This is a genomic window from Vreelandella sp. EE27, assembly GCF_968206495.1.
Genome location: NZ_OZ309109.1, coordinates 3,275,000 through 3,297,589 on the forward strand (window position 1 = coordinate 3,275,000; position 22,590 = coordinate 3,297,589).

20 protein-coding genes and 2 pseudogenes are annotated in these 22,590 nt (G+C 57.0%); 2 read left to right on the top strand and 20 right to left on the bottom strand.

Annotation, left to right across the window (positions count from 1 at the left end; translation table 11 throughout):
• Positions 1–309: 309 nt before the first annotated feature.
• Positions 310–1,272 carry an RHS repeat-associated core domain-containing protein gene (locus ACWHVV_RS15345; protein WP_447927001.1) on the bottom strand — a complete coding sequence of 321 codons (963 nt, stop codon included), beginning with the start codon at positions 1,270–1,272 and terminating at the stop codon, positions 310–312.
• Here ACWHVV_RS15345 and ACWHVV_RS15350 point away from each other — a divergent pair.
• Entirely contained in the window at positions 1,264–1,599 is a 336-nt protein-coding gene (locus ACWHVV_RS15350; protein WP_447927002.1) for a hypothetical protein, read from the top strand. The genes ACWHVV_RS15345 and ACWHVV_RS15350 overlap by 9 nt on opposite strands.
• 197 nt (positions 1,600–1,796) lie before the next feature.
• On the opposite strand, the gene ACWHVV_RS15355 is transcribed toward ACWHVV_RS15350, so the two are convergent.
• From ACWHVV_RS15355 to ACWHVV_RS15415, 13 genes and pseudogenes are all read right to left on the bottom strand, one after another.
• Entirely contained in the window at positions 1,797–2,495 is a 699-nt protein-coding gene (locus tag ACWHVV_RS15355; RefSeq protein ID WP_447927003.1) for a hypothetical protein, read from the bottom strand.
• Between the two features lie 6 nt (positions 2,496–2,501).
• Positions 2,502–2,993, bottom strand: a complete 492-nt coding sequence (locus ACWHVV_RS15360; RefSeq protein WP_447927004.1) for a hypothetical protein — start codon at positions 2,991–2,993, stop codon at positions 2,502–2,504.
• A 212-nt stretch (positions 2,994–3,205) separates the two neighbouring features.
• Positions 3,206–3,553 (bottom strand): hypothetical protein, encoded by a 348-nt coding sequence (locus ACWHVV_RS15365; RefSeq protein WP_447927005.1) that lies wholly within the window; start codon positions 3,551–3,553, stop codon positions 3,206–3,208.
• Between the two features lie 66 nt (positions 3,554–3,619).
• On the bottom strand, positions 3,620–4,000 hold the full coding sequence (locus ACWHVV_RS15370) for a hypothetical protein (protein WP_447927006.1): 381 nt from the start codon (positions 3,998–4,000) through the stop codon (positions 3,620–3,622).
• Positions 4,001–4,921: 921 nt separating this feature from the next.
• Complete coding sequence (locus ACWHVV_RS15375) at positions 4,922–5,434, bottom strand: hypothetical protein (RefSeq protein ID WP_447927007.1); 513 nt, start codon at positions 5,432–5,434, stop codon at positions 4,922–4,924.
• A gap of 20 nt (positions 5,435–5,454) precedes the next feature.
• On the bottom strand, positions 5,455–5,760 hold the full coding sequence (locus ACWHVV_RS15380; protein ID WP_447929169.1) for a hypothetical protein: 306 nt from the start codon (positions 5,758–5,760) through the stop codon (positions 5,455–5,457).
• 292 nt (positions 5,761–6,052) lie between these two features.
• A complete protein-coding gene (locus ACWHVV_RS15385) occupies positions 6,053–6,298 on the bottom strand; it encodes an RHS repeat-associated core domain-containing protein (RefSeq protein WP_447927008.1) in 246 nt (81 codons plus the stop codon).
• Positions 6,299–7,093: 795 nt separating this feature from the next.
• The gene (locus ACWHVV_RS15390) at positions 7,094–8,104 is read right to left on the bottom strand and encodes an RHS repeat-associated core domain-containing protein (protein WP_447927009.1); all 1,011 of its coding nucleotides are present in this window, start codon (positions 8,102–8,104) and stop codon (positions 7,094–7,096) included.
• 90 nt (positions 8,105–8,194) lie between these two features.
• Entirely contained in the window at positions 8,195–8,683 is a 489-nt protein-coding gene (locus ACWHVV_RS15395) for a hypothetical protein (protein ID WP_447927010.1), read from the bottom strand.
• 103 nt (positions 8,684–8,786) lie between these two features.
• Positions 8,787–8,894 (bottom strand): annotated as a pseudogene (locus ACWHVV_RS15400) (RHS repeat-associated core domain-containing protein); the annotation flags it as partial.
• 12 nt (positions 8,895–8,906) lie between these two features.
• Complete coding sequence (locus tag ACWHVV_RS15405; RefSeq protein WP_447927011.1) at positions 8,907–9,515, bottom strand: RHS domain-containing protein; 609 nt, start codon at positions 9,513–9,515, stop codon at positions 8,907–8,909.
• 172 nt (positions 9,516–9,687) lie between these two features.
• Positions 9,688–9,957 carry a hypothetical protein gene (locus ACWHVV_RS15410; protein WP_447894335.1) on the bottom strand — a complete coding sequence of 90 codons (270 nt, stop codon included), beginning with the start codon at positions 9,955–9,957 and terminating at the stop codon, positions 9,688–9,690.
• Entirely contained in the window at positions 9,950–10,945 is a 996-nt protein-coding gene (locus ACWHVV_RS15415; RefSeq protein ID WP_447927012.1) for an RHS repeat-associated core domain-containing protein, read from the bottom strand. Before ACWHVV_RS15415 ends, ACWHVV_RS15410 begins: the two co-directional genes overlap by 8 nt.
• Between ACWHVV_RS15415 and ACWHVV_RS15420 the strand changes: the two genes are divergently transcribed.
• Positions 10,937–11,461, top strand: a complete 525-nt coding sequence (locus ACWHVV_RS15420; protein WP_447927013.1) for a hypothetical protein — start codon at positions 10,937–10,939, stop codon at positions 11,459–11,461. The two genes, ACWHVV_RS15415 and ACWHVV_RS15420, sit on opposite strands and share 9 nt — an antisense overlap.
• 190 nt (positions 11,462–11,651) lie before the next feature.
• Here the strand turns inward: ACWHVV_RS15420 and ACWHVV_RS15425 are convergent, their stop codons facing one another.
• From ACWHVV_RS15425 to tssM, 6 genes and pseudogenes are all read right to left on the bottom strand, one after another.
• Positions 11,652–12,173, bottom strand: coding sequence for a hypothetical protein (locus ACWHVV_RS15425; protein ID WP_447927014.1), 522 nt, complete (start codon positions 12,171–12,173; stop codon positions 11,652–11,654).
• A 5-nt stretch (positions 12,174–12,178) separates the two neighbouring features.
• Positions 12,179–15,970, bottom strand: coding sequence for an RHS repeat-associated core domain-containing protein (locus ACWHVV_RS15430; RefSeq protein WP_447929170.1), 3,792 nt, complete (start codon positions 15,968–15,970; stop codon positions 12,179–12,181).
• Positions 15,971–16,015: 45 nt separating this feature from the next.
• Positions 16,016–17,986: pseudogene (locus tag ACWHVV_RS15435) on the bottom strand (type VI secretion system Vgr family protein); the annotation flags it as partial.
• 1 nt (position 17,987) lies between these two features.
• Positions 17,988–18,275, bottom strand: a complete 288-nt coding sequence (locus ACWHVV_RS15440) for a type VI secretion system PAAR protein (RefSeq protein ID WP_447927015.1) — start codon at positions 18,273–18,275, stop codon at positions 17,988–17,990.
• 102 nt (positions 18,276–18,377) lie between these two features.
• Entirely contained in the window at positions 18,378–18,962 is a 585-nt protein-coding gene (locus ACWHVV_RS15445) for a GNAT family N-acetyltransferase (RefSeq protein WP_447529909.1), read from the bottom strand.
• A complete protein-coding gene (gene tssM / locus ACWHVV_RS15450; protein ID WP_447927016.1) occupies positions 18,946–22,581 on the bottom strand; it encodes a type VI secretion system membrane subunit TssM in 3,636 nt (1,211 codons plus the stop codon). The genes ACWHVV_RS15445 and tssM overlap by 17 nt, the downstream gene beginning before the upstream one ends.
• Positions 22,582–22,590: the final 9 nt, after the last annotated feature.

Here is a 22,590-nt window from a genome sequence, read left to right on the forward strand (position 1 = left end):
GGCCGTTGGGCAGTTGAGTGGCTAAAATGAGAAGATTACCAAGGCAACATCCATGTCGCGATTATTAGTTTAATCCGGAAACAAGATAGTCACATATAGTAATCGATCACCATTGAAATCAGTGCTGAAAAGTAAAGATTGATAAAAATCATCACTTTCCAAAACCCATCATCCTTTGGCACTCCCATAACCTGTGGATACAAAAACAAGATTAACACCCATACAGCAAAGTATTCTCTATATAACAGCAAGCTGACCCATAAAAAAGCACAAAAAAAACAAAAAGATATCAATGCTTTTGCAGTTATTTTAGTTGCCATGAAACATTGCCTCAAGAGCTCGATAGACAACTTCTTCGCTTTCCACATGAGGATTTTCTTTGATTACATCCTCTACTGCTACGGACACATCACCATATAAAGCGGTAGAACCCAAGCCGGTAAGTGTTCCCATGAAAGCTCTTCCAGCCATGAATCCTTCACCGCAGTAATCCTTTACTCTGGAATTTGCCTCTTCGCGCACAAAGTCATTCGAAACATACATCCTAGCTGCCTCATCAATTGTATTGCCCTCTATCGTTACTCGCCTCATCTCCTCTCTACCTAACAGTCCCATATTCCTAGATAGAGTTCTGAGGAAATTGACATTTCCTCCTATGACAGACATAACTCCCTGCCCAAAGCCAATCAAATGATTACTACTGACGCTACAGCTTTTAGTTGCCGACTCAGTCTGTTCCACAGATCTGGAAATGTGATTGGACTGTGAAGAAGGGCCGCCGTCTAGACCATAAGGCCCTCCACTTAATCCCAACGGGTCCACCGCCCCCATCGGATTGGCCACATACCCATACAAATTCGTCCCGCCTTTGAGACCAATCGGATCCTGACTCACATACCGCCCTTGCTGCGGGTCGTAATACCGGTGGCGGTTGTAGTAAAGCCCACTCTCCTCGTCCTGCCACTGGCCCTGAAACCGAATCGGCTGCGCTGTATTGCCACGAATGTTCTTCACCGCCGCCCAATCATCGGGCTGGCCCTGCCACTGTGTTTCGCCGTGGGCGGCCACGAGCTGCATCGGGGTGCCAATCGCATCCGTGACGAAGGCGCTGAGCTGTGGGCCTTCCTGGGTGTCGTCGATGCGCAACATGGGCACAAAGCTGCCCGGCTCGTAGACGATAGTCGAGTGCTGATTGTCGCTTTCTTCGCGCACGAGGCGGTCGCCGTCCCAGCCGTAGTGGGTGGTGGCGGTGGTGCCGTTTTCGTGGCGCACGGTTTTGCTGATGCGGCGGCCCAGGCCGTCGTAGCGGTAGGTGGCCTCGACCGTACGGCCTCGCTCGCTTGCGCGGGTGAGCTGGACCAGCCGGTTGGCACCATCGTAACCGAGTGTCAGGCGGTCGCCGTTGGCGGCCTGCTTTTCGGTCATGTTGCCCGCGCCGTCGAAGCGGTGGCGGGCACCGTCCAGGTGGTCGAGGCGGTTGTCGGTCAGCGCCTGTTGGCCGTCCAGGCGGTTACCGGCGGCATCGAGGGCGTAGCGGTGGGCCTGGTCGCCGTGCTGGCTACCGGTCAGGCGACGTTATATGCAACCACTTGGGATTGATGGCGCGAAAGCTCATCTATTCCAAGGTGTGGTACTGAAATTATTGGGTCGGCAGTAAACGCGGCTGTCGCCGGGAAGGGGCAAAACGACCTTGCCGGCGACCATGTAGTGTTTTTAGAATTAACCTTGGCAGATGGTGCAGGGGGTTAATGATTATAAATAATGAGGGCGCATTGGTGAATATGCATGCAATAGGCCTAAGGGATCTCCCGCCGATAGAGCGAGTAACCCACCACACGCCACCGTTCGCCTGTGCGAGTATTGTAATAGCCACCCTGGGCATTGGGGCCTTCATCTTCCATCCGCCAACTGCCGCCGCCATCGTAACTAACCGCTGTCACATCGCTGCCCAACAAGCTGCCTTGATTCACGCCGTCAAATAGCAGGCCTTCATCGGGGGTGATGTAAAGGGCATAACCCACCAGGTCGCTATCAAATTCGTGCAGCTCGGTTAACTCGTCGCCATTCCAGTGCCAGACGGAAGACGGGTGGTCGGGAAGCTTGTCTTTGGGCATAAAGCCATGAGGGCGGCCCCATCTGGCCAGAATATACGTTTCGCTTTGGTCGGTCGCCGCGATATCCATGACGCGGTAATGGCCCAGGGCCAGCTCAAAGCCGGGCTCGTCTTCTCCCCAGGGCAGGGTGTACATCACGCTTTCGTCGCGGACTTGATCATGAAAGGCCATGCGCAGGACGTTATCTTCCCCGAGCGCGACTAAATCAAAGCGTTGGCGTTCGTTGCCAGGGTCGCGGGATGTTTCTGGCACCGGAATTTCCTGCCAGGTGTCGCCGCCATCGTTAGTGCGCCAGATATGGGGCCCCCAGCCAATCAGGTAGCCGCGCTCGGCGTCGATAAAACGCAGGGCGGAAATATTCTGCTCCTCCGGCCAGCGCATTTTCTCCTAGGACTCGCCCTGATCAGTGGATTTGAATAACTGCGTGATTTGAGGCGTATAGCGCCCGCCTGGAGGTGGGTTTAAGTGATAATCCATCCAGCCTGTGGCCAGGTAAAGCGTATTCCAATCCCTGGATAGCCACCAGTCAGCTTGTTGGGCAGGCTCTTCAAATAGCCGATCAGCCCCGTTACTAATTGATCCACTTAATAGCCTTACCGTACGGCGATTAGCTCTTTCGTTGACATCCCCCATCCAAGGTTCCGAAGGTTCCGGTTTTTGCAGGGTGCTACGCTCCTCGCGAGGTTTAAAAGTTATTTCGGGTTTTGTAAGCTTGAGAGATAGTGTGTTATCCCCTCGAATCCTAAAGTCGCCAGGCCCGTAAGGTTCATCTTCTTTTATAAAATCGCTACTAACCCGCTCCCACACACTCCAACTCCCTATGACCCAACTCGTGACCAAAATGGCAGCCACGCCAAAAAACCAACGAGTTTTTCGCATAACGATATCTCCTACTGGGGATGGTCTATTAAACGTGAAAGCGCCATAGTGGATCAGCGGTGACGACCCGTGGCCGCCGGAGGTGGATGGGCGCGTTTCAGCCAGGTGTATGGTCTCGAAGTGTAATGGTCTATTCGACAAGCCACGACCACGCACGCCATCCGAAAGGACATACAGCGATCGACGGCTTCGGTCACAGAATTGAGTCGACGCTACAACCTCAATCCCAAAACCGTCCTCAAATGGCGGCAGCGCACGTCGGTTGAAAAAGAGAGAATGGGGTCAAAGACACGTCGCTCGTCTTCTCTGACACCGATGGAAGAAGCCACTGCCGTCACCTGCCACTGGATGACTGCCTGTTTACGCTGCAGCGCTTTATACCGCACCTGACGCGCTCCAGCCTGCATCGCCTCTATCAGCGTCACGGTATCAGCCGGTTGCCACTTGAAGCCGGAGCCCAAACAAAAGGACAGCCGTTCAGGGCGTATGCGATCGGCTACGTGCATCTCGTTATCTGTGACATCCGCACCAGCCAGGATGCCCCGGACAGGTTCCATCATGAACCGAACCACTACTTGGTGGGACAGAACACCTAACCACTACACTTCGGGAACAAACATCTAAAATCAACGGCCTTTTTGACGAATGATTCTAAAGCAAAAAAGGTTTGTAGCTAATACCAAAGCCACTCCTAAAGCTATGAAGCATACTTCTTTCCCAACCAAGACTTGAAGTTTGTCTTTATAGAAAGTTATTAAAATAACAGTTATAATCAAAACGGATATTATATATTTTACTCCACTCACCTCTGCCACTGCTTCTTCCACTATTTCTTTACTACGATATGAATCAAATAGTGGCAACAACATAGATGTCATAATGAGCAAAGGCCCTTCTATTGGATGTTCAATAAAAATATAAAATATCGGGACAAGCATAGCGCATGCAACACTCACTAAGTAAGTAATAAATGAGCATCTTAGGCATATTTTTCTTTTTTCTATCATTCGCTTCCTCTTTCTTTTGCTAACAAGGAAGGAATACTCCTTTACGTCCAAATAAGGCTAATATATGAGAACAAAGGTATTCCATTCCAGTAATTGACCAAAGACACTAAAGCGTTACCTTTCATAATCAATCCGACATAATACAGCTCATGACCTCCATAATTAATGGGCTCTGTAATTATTTCCGTATCAATGACAATTGGAGAAGGAATTGTAATACTGTATAACAGTTCTTGATTTTGACGATAGGAATTATCTTCTGGTCACGGTGCTGGCTGCCGTTCAGGCGGCCGGCGGCATCATAAAAACAATATTATAAATTTATATAGCTAATCATTGATGGATATTATTCATGACCTGAAGTCCATCTCAAGTATCCTGGAGGGTAGCCGGTCAGCATTACTGAAGCTGACACATGAAGCATTAGACCTATCGCCAAAGAAAACAAAAGTACTCTTAAATCTATTCCTTCTTCAAAAAGCATTATAACAATACCTATAACAGAACAAAGGCAGACAACTACTACAAAGCCACATAGAAATCCATAAAAAAATCTCACCTTTTTAACTCTATTCCTTTTCAACATGCCGATCTCCGAATTTTAGATACTAATCAATCTAAAATTTCACTTAATCCTCGAAAGTATCGGTTTGCCAAGGTTCTTACGATAGAGCCTCCCCAGCACCCGCTTCATAAGCACTTGTTATAAGAGCAGAATTAAAAGCGGTAGTGCTTGCAACCAACCTCAAAGTACCTGGGTGATTACCGAGATGAGGAGCAGGCCCCTTAAACACATAATTACCAATTGTATAACCACCATATTTTTGGACAATCCTCCCCCCGATACAGTCAACCCTGTCCGATGTTTAATGAGGCACTACCTGTGCTGCGCTTATTGCTTAAATTCAGGTTTATTGTTTATCAAAAAAGTAAAAAATGCCCCCAGTTACTTGTAAGTTCTTTTTGATACTTTTTTCCTTCTCCATAGGTGTCATCAACAAGATTTGATAGGTTAACCAAAAATAAAGCGATTAGCTTACTTTGCTCAATGGTAAAAATTTCAGTTGCTTCTTTATCTCCTAGTATGCTAAAAAAAATCGAGTCAAAGTAATCACCAATATTTCCTTTTTTTAAATTTTCAACTTCATAAAAATAATCGAGAAATGCCGGAAGATAATAAACTTCACCTAAATTTCTTAATGATGAAAAAGGCCCCCAACCAAAGTCAAATTCTTTTGCATTATTAAAGTTAACTTCATACCATTTTTTTTCATGGAAAATGGCCCGTTGCTTGAAGAAATCTTCTTCATCAGATAAGTCCCCGTAAGAAGCCAAAATGGGAAGGAATAGCTCCCCGCTTGGGAAGTTAGTTGGAAACTCCCTGAGAAGCTTTTTTCTATATATTTCGTGGTTGGAGAGTCTTAGACTGGACATTTGCCACCATTATTCAATCGTTAAAATACGTCAATATATTTAAACATTAGGTTATCACTTTTTACTTCAGAATCTCTAGCACACGACACGGCATTTCTAAAATTTTGATTTATTTGGTTTTTATGACCTGCATCGCCTTTAGCAAAGTATCTTCCAACTATATTAATCCTAGCCTGAGCACAAACGTCGAAAATCTCAGCTCTACCATATTCAATCTCATTATGATCACACATCCCAAGCCCTTTTGTTCTGTTACACGCCTCATCTTGTTGCCTCTTTAACTCATCCTGTTCATCAGGAGTACAATTGCCCCATAGCCAGGTAATGAGCGGTCACCAGCTGCTGTCCTGTGTGCAGCAGTGAGTCACTCTACCTCTTGTGCTCTAGATGACGCTGATGTTGAACCCGGTAAGATTGCTACTACAGCCGTAGCAGCTGCCACTCCTACACCTGTAATCCATTGTGCTGCAGAAGCGCATGCGGGAGTAACAACTGGTATCGCACATGCTGCGGCCGGGTTTAAACTCAACGGATCCACCGCCCCATTGGATTCACCACATACCCATACAAGTTAGCACCACCCCGTAACCCAATCGGATCTTGGCTAATATACCGCCCCTAGTGCGGGTCGTAATACCGATGCAGGTTGTAGTAGAGCCCGCTCTCCTCGTCCTGCCATTGCCCCTGAAACCGAGTCGGCTGACGGGCACTGCCGCGCACATTCTTCACCGCCGCCCAGTCATCGGGCTGGCCCTGCCACTGCGTTTCGCCGTTGGCGGCAACGAGCTGCATGGGCGTACCAATCGCATCCGTGACGAAGGCGCTGAGCTGTGGGCCTTGCTGGTTGTCACTTTCTTCGCGCACGATGCGGTCGCCGTCCCAGCCGTAGTGGGTGGTGGCGGTGGTGCCGTTTTTCGTGGCGCACGGTCTTGCTGATGCGGCGGCCCAGACCGTCGTAGCGGTAGGAAGCCTCCGTGGTATGGCCGTAGCCGCTGGTGTGGGTGAGGCTTACCAAGCGGTTGGCGCCGTCGGAGAGCGTAAAGGTAGGCCTGACCGCCGGCCAGCCGCTGAACTTCGTCTTAGCGGAACGTCAACTCGCCGGAGCGTGCTCTGCGGCGGGCAAAAGACACGCCGCGAGGCACCCAGTTTAGGCGATTAGTTTTGGAGTGATAGCTACCTGCCTATCAATTTTAACATTAGATGGATGGTCTTTATTATTGCTATTGATTTAAATGAATGTTACCGATAAGTAAAAAGCACCCAAGCGGGAAGCAACAACCAAATAAGCGCCGTAAAACCAACTCGTGGCATTGACTTCTAAAAGCATGGACGGGTTATAAATAGCATCTTATATAAAGGCGAAAAAGAAAAAAAACACAACATAAAAAACAATACTTGCACCCATCCCTTAGTTCCTAGAAGAGCAATAATATTTAATAAGTATAACGGTAGCATTATTACTCGCTCCGTCCATTTGTTGACCCAGAAACTATAGTCGATTCTCTGCATTTTAATTTTCTCCTAGAATACACATCCCTGCTTCGAAGTGTCTATCTGAAAGACCGCCGCCATCAAGATCGTAGTACAAAGATTGTTTTTTACTTATTTCACTAGGCGTAATTACCCCTCCAATCAAGACACGAACAGGACTGGCTTTAACTATAGCTCCGGTGGCAGTTTCAATCTTAGAAAGCCCCCTGTAACTTTATCCCAGACTTCATTTAATCCCCAGTTCCCTATCTTTTCTAAATTTGACCTAGTCGCAGGTGGAAAACGGGAATAGGGATTGCCGGTACGCCCTCTTGGTCGACTAGATTGATCACTTGGGCGGCGTCCTCGGCGACGAGATTGATCAATATCTCCTGGCCGATCAAACAATCCTAGCGGATCCACCATACCCATCGGGTTGTCCACATAACCATACAAGTTCATATCGCCGTTGAGCCCAATCGGATCCTGGCTCACATACCGCCCCTGCTGCGGGTCGTAATACCAGTGCCGGTTGTAATAGAGCCCACTCTCCTCGTCCTGCCATTGCCCCTGGAACCGAATCGGCTGACGGGCACTTCCATGCACATTCTTCACCGCCGCCCAGTCATCGGGCTGGCCCTGCCACTGCGTTTCGCCGTTGGCGGCAACGAGCTGCATCGGGGTGCCAATCGCATCAGTGATGAAGGCGCTGAGTTGCGGGCCCTGTTCGGTATCGTCGATGCGCAGCATGGGCACGAAGCTGCCCGGCTCGTAAACGATGGTCGAGCCCTGATTTTCGGACGCTTCGCGCACCATCCGGTCGCCGTCCCAGCCGTAGTGAGTGGTCGCGGTGGTGCCGTTTTCGTGGCGCACGGTCTTGCTGATGCGGCGGCCCAGGCCGTCGTAGCGGTAGGTGGCATCGACCGTACGGCCTCGCTCGCTTGCGCGGGTGAGCTGGACCAGCCGGTTGGCACCATCAAAACCGAGTGTCAGGCGGTCGCCGTTGGCGGCCTGCTTTTCGATCATGTTGCCCGCGCCGTCGAAGCGGTGGCGGGCGCCGTCCAGGCGGTTACCGGCGACATCGAGGACGTAGCGGTGGGCCTGGTCGCCGTGCTGGCTGCCGGTCAGGCGGCCCGCGGCGTCATAGCTGTAGGCAATCACGCTGGAAGCCAGGTCACTCTGCACGCTTCTGAAACTCATGCGGCCCAGGGCGTCGTACTGGTACTGCTGGCAGCTCTCATGAATAAGCCGGGTTCAATAGTGTTGCAATTGGAACTTGATGCCGTCCACTCATCCGTCGGCTTTACTTAAGGATATAAGTACTGGCTTTGACGTTGGTTTTGTATAGGTAATATGAACTCTATAATCAGCAATGTTATCCCATCGTTCCGCAGCCACAGAACCATCGCTACGTTTTCGATTCCAAGATGGATTCCCCAACATGGTTTTAATATCTTCTTGATTAGCAGAAAAAGACAAGCCTATCGGCAGTTTTCCATTGAACTGAGTGTAACCATCCTTACCTTCACCATATAAAAAAACCCCGCTTAAATAGAGTGCACTTTTGCCTATCGGTTGGTTGGTTATCCCTAAAAACACAGCTTCATCTGTAAATACTAAAGAATAACCTTTAGCGGGTCGTTCAATATATGTTCTATATTCGCTGTCAGGCAAAATCAGATCGCTAGATAAATCGATGCCCTCTTTTTGTAGAATACTATTCAGTTGTCGGCTCGATACCGCATCTCCAAGACACCCGAGTAAGTTTTCAATTTCCATACTAATAAGTCCTTGCGAAGAAAGTTAATCCGCGTCTATTTGGTTTAACAATGATTGGTCATATTCTGCATTTGTTCTTCGCTTAATTACAGTAGCAGCTTCATCAAGAGCGGTAATCCCCCCGCAACCCAATCGGATCCTGACTCACATACCGCCCCTGCTGCGGATCATAATACCGATGCCGGTTGTAGTAGAGCCCACTCTCCTCATCCTGCCATTGCCCCTAGAAGCGAATCGGCTGACGGGCACTGCCGCGCGCGTTTTTCACCGCCGCCCAGTCATCGGGTTGACCCTGCCACTGCGTTTCGCCGTTGGCGGCCACGAGCTGCATCGGCGTGCCAATCGCATCCGTGACAAAGGCGCTGAGTTGCGGGCCTTCCTGGGTGTCGTCGATGCGCAGCATGGGCACGAAGTTACCCGGCTCGTAAACGATGGTCGAGCGTTGCTTTTCGGACTCTTCGCGCACGATGCGGTCGCCGTCCCAGCCGTAGTGGGTGGTGGTGGTGGTGCCGTTTTCGTGGCGCACGGTCTTGCTGATGCGGCGGCCCAGGCCATCGTAGCGGTAGGTGGCCTCGACCGTACGGCCCCGCTCGCTTGCGCGGGTGAGCTGGACCAGCCGATTGGCACCATCGTAACCGAGTGTCAGGCGGTCGCCGTTGGCGGCCTGCTTTTCGATCATGTTGCCCGCGCCGTCGAAGCGGTGGCGGGCACCGTCCAGATGGTCGAGGCGGTTGTCGGTCAGCGCCTGCTGGCCGTCCAGGCGGCGCCGGGTTTCCCGGTGCAGGGCGTCCGGCTCCAGGTCGATTTCCAGGTTCAGCCCCGGGGCGCTCAACCTGTGCAGGTGGCCGCTGCCGTAGGTGTGCCGGTTGAGCGCGGGCAGCTCGCCAAATTGGCTCTGCTGCGAGGTGACGTTGGCGGTAATCTTAATAAGGTGTTTAATTAATCAATTGCTCTTACTACATCATCTAATAAGACACCATACCACTCTGACTATTACTCCTTTGCTATCTTATTCGCTGACGCCTAAAACGTCGATCTACAATTAAAAAAACAACAAGCATAACGACCCATATGCTTATAGAAAGAAAAACTGTAATTAAATTTTTATCTAAATATTCTTTATCCACCAACCATCCAGGGATGGGGGCTAAACAGCCCATAAAAATCATTATAGCCAAAAGCTTATTATAACCAAAAACATCAAATATTTTTTTAGAAAAAAAATAAAAAATCATTTGAATAATAATTAAAGAAACCAGAACTGCCTCACTCATCACTTTCTCCGGACTTTATATAAGTATCTATACTATTGGTAACACCAATAGTACCTGAACCGGCCTCAAGCAAAAGACCTCCACGAGACATCGTTTCATAGTTCCTCACATAATCTGCATTAATATTCCTAAAGAGACGCCAAGTATCAGGTGAAACAACTTTTCTTGTTAACCCACCTACTGATGTTCCAAGGTTTGCAGTATCGACGGCAAGATTTCCTGCCTGCTCTCCTCCAACAGAAATAGCCGCACTACGTATATACCCAACTTCTCCTGTATAGGCTTCTTGTATACTATTAGCCCCAAGCCCGATCAATGGCCCTCCTAACATACAGCCTGCAACCGTCATACACATGGCACCGCCAGTCATGATTTGACCTGCACCACCTAAGTAGTTAGCAGCAGTATCCGCATATCCCCAAGCTTTTTCTATCACCGGGCCCGACGCTTCACTCAAAGCTGTATATCCATTACGGGCAGAATTAGATATAGAGGCTCCCATTTCGGCCAAAAAGCCTTCTAACCCCAATGGATCCACCGCCCCCATTGGATTAGCCACATACCCATACAAGTTAGTGCCACCGCGCAACCCAATCGGATCCTGGCTCACATACCGCCCCTGCTGCGGGTCGTAATACCGGTGGCGGTTGTAGTAAAGCCCACTCTCCTCGTCCTGCCACTGGCCCTGAAACCGAATCGGCTGCGCTGTATTGCCACGAATGTTCTTCACCGCCGCCCAATCATCGGGCTGGCCCTGCCACTGCGTTTCGCCGTGGGCGGCCACGAGCTGCATCGGGGTGCCAATCGCATCCGTGACAAAGGCGCTGAGTTGCGGGCCTTCCTGGGTGTCGTCGATGCGCAGCATGGGCACGAAGCTACCCGGCTCGTAAACGATGGTCGAGCGCTGATTCTCGCTTTCTTCGCGCACGAGGCGGTCGCCGTCCCAGCCGTAGTGGGTGGTGGCGGTGGTGCCGTTTTCGTGGCGCACGGTTTTGCTGATACGGCGGCCCAGGCCGTCGTAGCGGTAGGTGGCATCGACCGTACGGCCCCGCTCGCTTGCGCGGGTGAGCTGGACCAGCCGGTTGGCACCATCAAAACCGAGCGTCAGGCGGTTACCGGCGGCATCGAGGGCGTAGCGGTGGGCCTGGTCGCCGTGCTGGCTGCCGGTCAGGCGGCCCGCGGCGTCATAGCTGTAGGCAATAACGCTGGAAGCCTGGTCACTCTGCACGCTTCTGAAACTCATGCGACCCAGAGCGTCGTACTGGTACTGCTACCCGCCACCGTTCTGCGCACCGCGCAGGGTCAGGTGATCGAGCTGGCCGAGGTTCGTATAGCCGCGCTCCAGAATCAGGGGCGGCGCCTGGTCGCCCGCTGCCAGGGTCAGGCGCCGCTGGGTCTCCCGGTGCAGAGCGTCCGGCTCCAGGTCGATTTCCAGGTTCAGCCCCGGGGCGCTCAGCCCGTGCAGGTGGCCGCTGCCGTAGGTGTGCCAGTTGAGCGCGGGTAGCTCGCCAAATTGGCTCGCTTGAGGGGCGCCGTTGGCGGTGAGGATATGGTGCAGCTGCCAGCCTCTGCCACCATCGAATATAGCCCATGCTTAAAGCTGGTAACTTGACACAGACTTTTGAAATTTCTCTATCGGCTTATGGTTATGTCTATACAGTCTTCCTCGCATCTCATTGGCTTCTTCTAAGTGATTATTTCTTTTTTAGTCTTGACAAACCAGAAAGCAATGCACTTAATGCGACATAAGAATAAATCGCTATAAAAAATATAAAAACTATAGAGATAGGGATTGCCACATAAAAATTATACCATTTCAAATTGTAATATGAATCAAGTGGATTTTCTGGATTTACAAAAACTGATATAGATTCGTTATTTTGGAATTCACTTTTCACCCTATTTATCTCACGATTATTTAGACTGGTACTGTTGTGTCTTGATGGATCGATACTACTCCCGGCATACTGTGAACTTTCAAAATAGTATGAGTAGCGTATTTTAAATCGCTTGCCCCCTTTTAAATCTTCAACATCCTCTATCTTTCCATCAACTTCTACCCAATCATAGGTCTTAGCTCTGTCTACAATAGCATATTTCATACTGTTGAAACTAAAAGCAGCAGCTCCCACTAGTAAAAAAACACCTATCCAAGTTATTAAGTGATTAGGAGTTAAGATATCCTTAATAACATCAAACCCATTTACTTTCCTCATTTTATTTACTCACACTCCGGTTTACATCCTAAGCATGGAACTTGTGCTGGGTCAGTATTTCCAACAGCACTTCCGCCAACGCCCTGACCAATACTTTGGGGAGTCGTATTCTGGTTAATCTCACGTTTTACACCTTGACGATAAGCAGCTTCTGGTAATGCCGTCCCTCGTGTCCCATACCATATATTTCGACTATAACTACCACCTAAACCACCGCCCAAGGCCCCCATACCAGTATTTGTAATAGCTCCAGCAGCAGACATCTCCTGATTAGTGATTATACTGCCAGTAGTATATTGTCCTAGGCCAGTTGCCCCACCAATAGCACCAGCACCTACAATAGTTGTACCTAACGCAGGCATAGCTGCCCCGCCAACTCCGCCCCATAGCATGGCATTACCTACTTCTAGAAAATCCACCTCACATTCCTTTCTTATAAATTTCTGATTTATAGCACTCCCGCTTCCTGCCACTCCTGCACCAATTGCTGCCATCACCCCAGCGATACAAAATCCACCACAAGCAAAAAGACCTAGTGGATCGACCTCTGATGTTGGATTTGCAACGTATCCATATAAATTGGTTTCATCACCACTTAACCCAATCGGATCCTGACTCACATACCGCCCTTGCTGCGGGTCGTAATACCGGTGGCGGTTGTAGTAAAGCCCACTCTCCTCGTCCTGCCATTGCCCTTGGAAGCGAATTGGTTGGCGGGCACTGCCGCGCACGTTCTTCACCGCCGCCCAATCATCGGGCTGGCCCTGCCACTGCGTTTCGCCGTTGGCGGCCACGAGCTGCATCGGGGTGCCAATCGCATCCGTGACAAAGGCGCTGAGTTGCGGGCCTTCCTGGGTGTCGTCGATGCGCAGCATGGGCACGAAGCTACCCGGCTCGTAAACGATGGTCGAGTGCTGGTTGTCACTTTCTTCCCGCACGATGCGGTCGCCGTCCCAGCCGTGGTGGGTGGTGGCGGTGGTGCCGTTTTCGTGGCGCACGGTCTTGCTGATGCGGCGGCCCAGGCCGTCGTAGCGGTAGGTGGCATCGACCGTACGGCCCCGCTCGCTTGCGCGGGTGAGCCGGACCAGGCGGTTGGCGCCATCGTAACCGAGCGTCAGGCGGTCGCCGTTGGCGGTTTGCTTTTCGATCATGTTGCCCGCGCCGTCGAAGCGGTGGTGGGCGCCGTCCAGGTGGTCGAGGCGGTTGTCGGTCAGCGCCCGTTGGCCGTCCAGGCGGTTACCGGCGGCATCGAGGGCGTAGCGGTGGGCCTGGTCGCCGTGCTGGCTGCCGGTCAGGCGGCCGGCGGCGTCATAGCTGTAGGCAATCACGCTGGAAGCCTGGTCACTCTGCACGCTTCTGAAACTCATGCGGCCCAGAGCGTCGTACTGATACTGCTGCCCGCCGCCGTTCTGCGCGCCGCGCAGCGTAAGGTGATCGAGCTGGCCGAGGTTCGTATAGCCGCGCTCCAGAATCAGGGGCTGCACCTGGTCGTCCGCTGCCAGGGTCAGGCGGCGCCGGGTCTCCCGGTGCAGGGCGTCCGGCTCCAGGTCGATTTCCAGGTTCAGCCCCGGGGCGCTCAGCCCGTGCAGGTGGCCGCTGCCGTAGGTGTGCCAGTTGAGCGCGGGTAGCTCGCCGAACTGGCTCGCTTGCGGGGCGCCGTTGGCGGTGAGGGTGTGCTGCTGCTGCCACTGCCAGCCGCTGCCGCCTTCGATACCCGCGTGGCGCTGTTGCTCGCCGACCAGCCGCTGGGCGTCATCATATTGAAACACGACTTCGCCGTGCTCGTTGGTAACGCTCATAAGCTGGCCGTTGGCGCCCCAGCGGTACTGCTCCTGGCTTGCCGGGGCGTGCTCGGTGGCGGGTAAATGGCGCGCCGCCAGGCGTCCGGCGGCGTCGTACTCATAGCGTGTGGCAAGCGGCTGGCCGTCCGGGCCGGGGCGGCTGGCTTCGATGCGCTCGATCAGTTGACCCGCTTCATCGTAGCGGTACTGCTGTTCGCGGCCGTCCGGGCCGGTCTCGCTGGCCAGGCGGTCCATGTCGTCGTAGGCGAAGCGGTAGACCGCGCCGTTGCCCAGGGTCAGCTCACTCAGGCGGCCCACGTCGTCGAAGGCGGTGAACTGCTGACTGCCGTCGGCCTCGGTGCGCTGCGCCGGGCGGCCGTGTTCGTCGAAGAAGAACTGCTGGCGGAAACCCTGGGGGCCTTCCACTTCGACCAGCCGCCCTTGCGGATCAAAATGCTGGTGCCAGTAAAGGCCGTTGGGCAGTTGAGTGGCGGTGCGCCGGCCCAGCTCGTCGTGCTGGGTGCGCGTGGTCTCGCCCAGGGCGTTGGTGGCACTGGCCAGATACGCGCGGCGGTCGTACTCAAACTCGGTGCGCTGCTCGGAGCAGTCGATCTCGGCGTTGACCTGGCCCAGAGCGTTCCATTCGCGCTGATGGATGGCGCCACCCGGGTCGGTCACCGTCGTGGCACGGTCGGGCAGGCGCTCGTCGTCGTAAGCAAACGCCGTGGTGCCTGTCGGCCCCGTCACTTCCATCGGCTGACCACGTTCGTTACGAGTGATCTGCCAGTGCTGGCTCTCCGGCCCTTCGATGCTCACCGTGTCGCCCAACGCATCGCGCTCGATGCGCCAGCGCTGGCCGTCCGGTGTTACCTGGCCGATGACCTGGCCACTTTCATTACGCTCGATCCTTGTTTCCCGGCCCAGCGGGTCGGCCGTGGCAATTTTTTGCCCGGCGCGGTCATAGCTAAATTCGATACGCGAGCCGTCGGCGCGGGTGTGCGCCGTCCAGCGCTTGCCGGGGCCGCTGCCCACGAAGTGGTAACGCTCTTCGCGGCCCAGGTGGTCGGTGACCTGGGTGTGATCGACATGATACTCAAAACGCCGCGCCAGGCCGCCAGCTTCCTGCTGGCCTACTACGCGGCCGTCCGGCGCGTGGCGGTCCCAGGTGTAGTGGGCCTCCAACCCGCCGGGCACGCGGTGGGCGGTCAGCATGTGATCCTGCCACTCGAACTCACGCACCACCTCGCCGTGGCGCTGGCGCACGGCGAGCAGATCCCCGGCCGAGCTATAGGAGTAGCGCACCAGCCAGTCGCCGGGGGCGCTGCCGTCGTGCTCTTTGGCAAGTTTCACGCCGGTAAGGCGCTGGCCCGCATCGTTGGGCTGGCTGGGCAGCATCGCCTCGTAAACGAACTGGTAGTGGCGCCCGGCGCTGTCGATGACGCGCGTCAGCAGATCCGCCTCCCACTGGTACTCGGTGGTGTAGCCGTTGCGGTCATGCTCCTGGGTTAGTGGCCAGCGGGCGCTGGGGTCGGCGGGCTGTTCGAACACGTAGTAAACGAGACTCGCATCGCTTAGCACGATGCGCTGAGGATCCTGGCGCAGCGTTTCGTCCAGCACCTGCCAGCGCGGGTCCGCCTCTGCTTCCTGTGAATCCGGGCCGCCGCGACGAATCCAGAGCTGTTCGGTGGGGGAAAAGCGCGCCTGACCCGGTGCCAATTCGCCAAAGGTAATCTCGCGCCCCTGGGCGTCGTGAACGATACAGGCGTCTTCATGAAGCTCGAGTGTCAGGCTTGCGCCAGGTATCGACCAGCCCTGGCCGAGAATGCCCACGTTGGCATTGCTGGAAAGATAGCCGCGGCTGAACACGAAGGGCCGGGGTGCAGGCAGCGCGAAGTCGGTCTCGGCAGGCAACAGCTTGGCGCCCAGCAGCGGGTTGACCGGGCTGCCCACGGCAGGCTCACAGGCGCTGCAGTCGCTGGCCAGGCCGTCGCTGATGTCGATGTCGGCAAAATCCACGGGGGTGGCGGCGGCAATGTCGCTGGTTAGCGTTGGGGTCTGATGAGGCTCGAGGGTGGTGTCCTCGCTCTCTTCCGGCTCGGCCTCGCCGGGCAGGCGGGGCAACACGATCGCCTGGCCCTGGCCACGCCCCGGGCTTCCGCCGGAGTTGATCTTGACCTGGGAGCCGACAATGGTCACGCCGCTCGGGTCGAGTTTGATAAAGCTGCCGCCGGCCTTCAGGGTAATCTCGGCACCGGCCTCCAGTACGATCTGCGTGCCCGCCTTGTGGTGAACCTCCTGCCCCGCTTCCAGAAGCTGCGCCTCGCCGTACAGCTCGTGGCGAGTCTGGTCCACCTGCAGGTGGTCGTCACCCTTGATTTGGGTAAAACGGTCGTTGTGGACCGTCAGGTGATCGTCATTATGAATTTCGCTGAGGCGGTTGCGATGCACCTTGAGGTGACTGTCGTGGCGCACCTCCTCGGTACGGTCGTTGAGCGTTAAAAGCTCCAGGTCCTTCTGGGCGTGGACCCAGATCTGCTCTTCGCCCGCTTCGTCCTCGAAGCGCAGTTCGTTGAAGCCTTCGGCCTTGTGGCTTTGCGTGCGCAGCACCGTGCGGGTCTTGTTCGCCGGTAAATCGTAGGGGGGCTGGTTGACCGCGTGGTAGGTCCTTCCGGTCACCAGCGGCTGGTCCGGGTCGCCTTCCAGAAACGAGACGATCACCTCGTGGCCGATGCGTGGCAGTGCAATGCTGCCGTAACCGCCGCCGGCCCAGCCCTGGGAGACGCGCACCCAGCAGCTGGCGGTGTCATCAGGCTCGGCGTAGCGGTCCCAGGGGAACTGGACCTTCACCCGGCCGTGCGCGTCGCAGTGAATCTCTTCGCCTTCCGGGCCGACCACGAAGGCCACCTGGGGGCCGTCGACTCTTGGCTTGGGGTTCGGCGTGGCGCGCCAGGCGGCGTCACCGGGCATCAGCGTGACCTGGTTGACGTAGCGGGTCATGCCGCCGGTGTCGCTGGCGCTGATGCTGTCCTCTTCCAGCGCCTGGGGCTGCTCGCCGGCGTGGTGCACCGCGACCACCTGCCAGTCCCGGTTGAGGCTCTCGGTGTCGTGATCAACAAGCGTGAAGCGCGCGCCGGGGGCGAACTCGGGCAGATCGCTTTGGGCGCTGGCCGTGGTGGCGTTGCGGCGCAGGTGCTCCAGGCGGATGCGAGTGAAGGGCTTGCCGGAGGCGTCTTCCTTGTAACGGCCGGGGTAGTCAAAGTGTTCGTAGTCGGTCTGCTGGCCGTGCTCGGCGACGTCATCGCCCATGTGATCATGAAGCTGGGCGTAGGCCGGGTTCTTGAAGCTGTAGTCCTTGAGCTGGGCGCTGGCGGCGGCGACCCGGGCGGTGTGACTCAGCTTGCGCACGTGGCGGGTGGGGGGCGTGCCGCCGGCGCGGCTGTGGTAGGTGCGCTCGCCCAGGTTGGTGAGTACCTGGGGGTCGTCGGAGAACACCAGCCGGTGGGCGCCGCCCTCGCTGTCCTCGAACTCGTGAAAGTAAAAAAGTCCTTCCTCGGCGGCGAGGCGCTCGATGAAGGTGAGATCCGTCTCGCGGTACTGCACGCAGTATTCCCGCTCGAGGGGTTCGCGGCTGACGGCGAAGGCCACATCGGTAATACCGCGCTCGTCCAGCAGGGTGTTGATGATGGTGAGCGGGTCGACCTTCTGGAAAATGCGCGCGTTCTGGCGCAGCGAGGTGCGCCAGAGCGCCGGGCGCAGCGTTAGCGAGTAGAAGGTGCGCCGGTGGCCACGATCACCCCGGCCGAACTCGCTGATAATGCCGTGGACCCGGCGCAGCGGCTCGCCGTCCTGCCAGACGGTCAGCGTGGCTTCGCGGTCAAGAAGCTCGGAAGCGTCCAGGTCGCCTTCGCGGCTGGCGACGTTCAGCGTCAGCTCGAAGGGCTCGGAGAGCGCCTCGCGGTGGGTGAAGTCGATGACCGCGACGTCATCCACGCCGGGCAGCATTAAAGTGAACTGTAGGCCGGTGGCTGGCATGTTAACTTCCCTCTCCTGAACCTGAACCGATCACCACGCCGCCGCAATCAACGTCGTGGCTGGTGAGTGCAACGGGCTTGCCGTCGACGAAAATAGTGCCGGAACCCTGAGCGATACTGCGCGGGTGGGGCGAGTGGCTGGGCTTTTTGTGCGCCTCCAGGGGGTCGCCTTTACGGGCCACCGGCTTGCCGTCCATGATGACCGTGGGGCTACCCGAGATGACCGGCGAGGGCACATAGCCGTTGTGCTCGGTGCCGATATCCCCTACCAGTACGAATTTTTGGCCCATTGCTCGACTCCTTCTCCGCGTCAGCGTGTGCGTGCGCTTATTCATGTTGCTCGTGGGTGGCGCTTGCGTATCCTGGCTATTCAGCCCGCTCGTACGTCCCGCTCATTCATCCCACTTAGCGGGCGCCTCGAAACTGGCGATTTCCTGGGCATCCACGTGCTGGCGGCTAAAGCCTGCGGTTTCCAGGCTATTGACCGCCGAGTGGCAGTTGAGCGGCAGCCGCGTTTGTAGCGGCACGCCGCTCAAGCTTCGCCGTAGCGCGCGCAGTAGCCTCGTACCGTGGCCGCTGCCCTTCCACTCCTTGCTGATATAAAAGAACTTGAGCTGCCAGGCCGACTCGTCGTCGGGCCGGCAGGCCAACACCATGCCCAGCGGCGGCCCATCGCCGTGGCGTAGCGCCAAAAGCTGCCCCTGCCAGTGCGCCACCTGCCCGTCATCACGCTGTAGCCATACCTGGCGGTGCACGGTGAACTCCAGCGCGCGGCGCAGCGTATCGAGGGCGCTTTTGTCGCGCAGCAGCCAGGGCGAATAGCCCCGGCCATCGGCCTGGTAGACCGCTTCGATGAAGTTGTCGATGTCCTCTTCCCGGGCAGCCTCCAGGGGCCGGGCGCGCCGGCCCTTGGCGCGCTTATGGCGCGAGGCCGGCTTGTCCGCCCCGCTAAAGAGCTTTTTAAGTTGCGTCAGCATGGCCACCTCGCTCGGCGTAAAGGGCGGAGGGAAGCTGAAACCCTGCGGCCAGCGGCCGGGTAAACGGGTTGGGTGCGCCGCCGGCAAACAGCCGGTAGCGCATGGTGCCGCCATCCACGTTGAAACGAAGCTCTAGCTCGCGCTCGCTCACGCTGGTGACCTCGGCCTGCTCCAGCAGCCTGAACCAGGCCCAGGCGCCATCCTGACTGACGCTTCGCGGCGAACGGTTCACTTCGCTTGGCACCATGGTGAGGCGGCTTTCGGTGCCGCCGCGCAGGGCGTTGGGCCAGATCATCGATACCCGCTGGCTAACGCTGTGGGCGTATTCGATCAACTGACCATCGACACTGATGACGCTGCGGCGCTTGTTGGCGCTCAAGCTGACCGGCTCCAGAGCGAACTCGACATCGAGCGCGCCGTCGCGGCTGAAGTAGGCGCGGCGAATCTGCTCGGCCTGGTCCACCGCCGTGTAGAGGCTTTCGCGCAGCAGCGAGTTGCCCTGGGCGTCGGTCAGGTACTCCGGCGCGCCTTCGATGAAGGGCTGCAGGCTGTCCTGATAGAACGTATCGAGGATGCCGCCGGGGGCGAAGAAGTCCTCGAAGTCGTTGAGCGCGACCTCCTGGGTGGCGTTGGGCGCGATGGGATAGCGCCCGGCCAGGCGCTCCTGGTACGGCGCGACCACTTCGTCGAGCCACAGGCTTTCCAGGTGGCGCGTGGCGCTGACCATCAAAAGCTCCCAGCTTTGGTCCGCCAAGCGGTGGAGCATGCTGGCGACCGGCTCCGGGGTGTTGTCGGCGATACGCTTGAGGTTTTCGATCGGGTCGTTACCGCGCAGCGAGAGCCGGTCGCGGGCGCTCAAGAAGGCGGCGCGGCCGCTGTCGCTCGACTCTTCGATCTCCATCAGGTAATCGCGCAGCGACGTCACCGCGGTCTTGATCTCGTTCAGCGACGAGGGGTTGCCGTTGTCGGCCTGGCTTAGCCGGTTAAGATCGGTGAAGGGCTGCTCGATGGCCAGCGCCAACTGGTAGCGCTGAGACTGGCGCAGCGCCTCGCGGGCCTGGTCGTCGTCCTCGGGGAGCTCCGGGTAGAGGCTGGTATTGCGCTCCACCGCGTCCAGCAGCCGGTCCAGCGGGCGCTGGGCGCCGACCAGCGCATCCGCCACCACGATCGCCTGACGGATATCCGGCAGCGGTACCAGCTGCGTATTGGCCATCGCGTCGCGCCAGCTCACCTGGTAGTCGCTCACGTAGTACTCGCGCAGCGCGGTTTGAAGCTGCTCTTTATCCGCCTCGCTAAAGTTGATGTCGTCGCGCTGACCGAGCACCCAGATGTCGATCAGGGCCAGCTCCACGGCGCGGTCGAGCTCCTGCAGGAAGTAGCTTTCGAAGCCGTCACGGGTGACCAGGTAAGGCAGCGTCACGTGCTCCGGGTCGTCATTGCGCGCCATGAACACGGTGTTGAAGAGCGTGCCCACGCTGCGACGCAGATCCAGCGCCTGGCCCTGGCGGCTGCCGGCGGCCTTGAGCGCGGCGTAGACCCGCTCGTCGATCGGCTGACGGGAGAGATCCTGCTGAGCGGAGGCGATGCTGCCTTGAAGCGGCGCCATGGCCTGCTCGGCGTTCGGGCTGCCCGCCTCGACACGCCCCTGAAGGTCGCTGTGCTGCATGGCGTAATCCAGATGCATCATCAGGCGCTGCTGCACCTCGCCCTGCTGGGGGAAGTAGCTCTGCCAGCGATTCGCCATGTAGCGCTCCACGCGCTCGGTCTGGCGCCCGCTTTGATCCGACATCATGCGCAGTACGCGAAGCAAGGCGAGTTTTTCGTTGCTGCCCTCTTCGGCGCGGTTCATGTCGTCCATGATGCCGATCATTAGTGCGGGCAGGAATTGATGCTCCAGCATGGCCAGATACGCCCGCTCGACCTGGGCGCCGATTACGTGGCCCTGGTAAAGCCCCATGTCCGCCAGGTACGGCGTATGGGTGCGGTACTCACCGAAGGTTTCCATGGCGTAGCGCAGCCGGTCCAGCGGGTCCAGAAGCTCGCGACCGCTGGGGTCGTCGCTTTGGAAGGCCTCCGGCTGGGTGGCCAAAAAGGTTTCCGCGCGCTCTTCCACCGCGGAAAGCGAGACGCTGTTTTTCTGGTAGAAGTGGGTCCAGCCGCCGACCAGCCCCAGCCCCAGAATAGCGCAGGCGGCCAGGCTTGCGTTGCGCATGCGCTGGCGCCGCTGGGCGACGCGCGCGTTGTCAGAGGCAAGGCCCGCCTCGGGGTAGATCACCTTCTCGAACAGCTCTTCGGTGAAGTAGAGCGCGCTGCGTGCCGCGCGGTGGGCGGGTTGCACGCTGTCGTCCATGCCGTAGCGCCGGGCCGCGGCGTCGACGAAGGGGTCCTCGGGCACGCCCTGCTGGTAGACCGAGGTAAAGTAGGTGCCGCGCACCATCGCCGCGGTCGAGAAGCGGTCGCTGGAGAGCGCCTCGGTCAAAAAGCCCAGCAGCACGTCGCGAAGCCCAGCCAGTTGGCGCACGAAGCGAAACACCGATTCGCGCTCCTCGCGGTCGCGGCACTCCGAGAGCATGGCGGGCATCATGTGGTTGAGCCGCGTGAGCATGGCGTCGAAATCGGCCTCGAACTCCGCCTCCCACTGCCCGGGGGTATCGATGGAGTCCGGGGTGAAGGTGAAGCCCAGCGGCGCCTTGCGCGCGGCGCGGGAGTAATGACGGAAGAAGTCGTCGAAGCCGTGGAGCAGGTCCATCTTGCTAAAGGTGACATACACGGGAAGCCGGGCGCCGTGGCGCTCCATCAGCTCGCGCAGGCGGCTGCGCAAAAGCGTGGCGTAGGCTTTACGCACCGCCACCTGGGCGTGGCTCAGGCGCGCCAGGTCGAGCACCAGCACGATGCCATCCAGCGGGCGCCGGGCGCGGTTACGCTCCAGCCACTCCACGAAGTGATCCCAAAGCCTGCGCTGAAGCTCCTGGGGTTCGCCGCCTTCCATGGCGCCCTGGGTCAAGAGTTCGCCATCCGGGTCGATCAACACCGCCTTGTCGCCGATCCACCAGTCAAAGCCGAGCTGGCCTTGTTTGCTGCTCTGCCCGGTGGCCTTCATCACGTGGGTCAGGGCGAAGTTCTGGCCGGAGCGGTTGATCAAACTGGTCTTGCCCGCGTTCTCCACGCCCATGACCAGATACCAGGGCAGCCGGTAGCGGCCGTTGCCGCCGCCCAGGCTCTCGATGATCTCGTCGAGCACGCCGTTGAGCGACTCCTCTTGGCGCTCGACCTGGGACATGATCGGGTCGTGCTGGCGCGCCTGTTCCTGCTCGCGCTCGGAGTCCATGTCGCGCAGCCGCCGGGCCAGGCGAACGCCCCACACCACGGCCACGACCGTGACGATAATGAGCGTGGCCGCCAGGCGGTTGATGAAGGGGGCAAGCGGCGTCACCCCGCGCACTTCCCAGCTCGGCCCGAACCACCAGATCGCCACCAGCAGCAACGCCACCAGCACGGCCCACAAGAGCATGGAGAGCCGCGAGAGTCCTTTGACTTTGTTGACGTGGGCGTTGGCCCGGTTTTTCGCCGTTTGCGCCCGGGAGAAGCCCGGCACGTAGCGGCTCAGCTTTGATTTCAAGGTTGACCA